The sequence below is a fragment of the Bartonella sp. AD328YNZD genome, assembly GCF_042196425.1.
The window spans coordinates 1-1,244 of sequence record NZ_JBHIQG010000519.1; the positions used below are offsets into that span (position 1 = coordinate 1).

1 protein-coding gene and 1 pseudogene are annotated in these 1,244 nt (G+C 39.3%); both read left to right on the forward strand.

Annotated features, from left to right (window positions below):
• The coding region (locus tag ACFIO3_RS13340; RefSeq protein WP_375704617.1) for a filamentous hemagglutinin at window positions 1-626 on the forward strand (626 nt) is incomplete at its 5' end.
• Between the two features lie 20 nt (window positions 627-646).
• A pseudogene (locus ACFIO3_RS13345) lies at window positions 647-1,053 on the forward strand (hypothetical protein).
• The last annotated feature ends 191 nt before the right edge of the window (window positions 1,054-1,244 follow it).

Genomic DNA, 1,244 nt, shown 5'->3' on the forward strand with positions numbered 1-1,244 from the left:
ATGTGTCCTTTAATGGCATCTTTACGCCACCAGAGGAAGCCGCTGTTTATGCAGAGCAACATGCGAAGGATAAAAATGCACCGCTTTATTTTGTTGTGTTCCCTCAAGCCGATTCTGCTATTTCAGAACTTCTGGTAGCAGGCTATCAGAAGTTTATGGAAAATAACTTTTGGGGTTTGACCAATTCAACACAAGAAGCAAAAGATTTGATGTATAGCTATGGTCTTACAGGGTTAGAACTTTATGGACATAGTCGCGGGACGATGACATTGGGGAATATGCTGAATTCTTTCAAACAAGAAGGTGTTCACGGTATAGCCAACGAAAACACGACTATCAATCTCTATGGACCAGCCTTTAATGTTTTAGTTGCATCCGGTCTGTTAGGTTATGTAAGTGATGGCAAACAGACCACTATTGGCTTTGATGGGAATAGATATGACTTTGTAAGCAGAATTATTGGCGGCAATGGCTATACCTACGAGACAATACCTGCTGGTAGTAATTGGTGGAAAGAATGGTGGAGAGTGATCACAAATCCTGTAAGTCCCCATACTTGTCTTGGAGATGCGAGTCCAAAATGTCGCTATAATTATGGCTCATCTCATCGTGAACAAAAACCTTGAATTAAATCATGGAGGAAAAAATGAAACAAACTCTAAAATTATTAAGTGCTGTAACTTTGTTAGGTATTGCAGGATGTCAGTTTAATAAAACTCCTGGGGGGTATTTGAGCGCATGGGAGAAAAATGGTGTTACTAATTTTACTGAAATAGGAAAAGCCTTATTAGAATGTGGTATGCCAGCTCCTTATGATGTATTTCCAGAAAACAGAAATTTAAGCAACAATGCAATAGCAACAATTCATGCTTGTATGGTTCAATCTGGTTTCCGCTATAAAGATGAAAGGGGGGGGGATGGTGTGTAAACCATAAAGCCGAAAATCTCCCGATTTGTCGTCCAGGTGCTGTTGTTCCACAGCGCAGTGTCAAGAAGCGCTTAAACAGCCCTTTTTGTAAAAAGCATCCAGAACAATATGAATGCTATCCTTAAGTCTTGCTGTTTGTAATGACCAACAATCCCACTATCTTTGCATTTGCTTGGAATGGTGGGATTGTTCCCACAATCCAACATCTCAACTCAGTTCAGAACTGTCTTGAAAAACGAAGATAAAATATCAACAGGCTTTAGAGCCTTTTTATTGTAAATAAATCCATTGAAAGAGGGGAAAATGAAAAAAATCT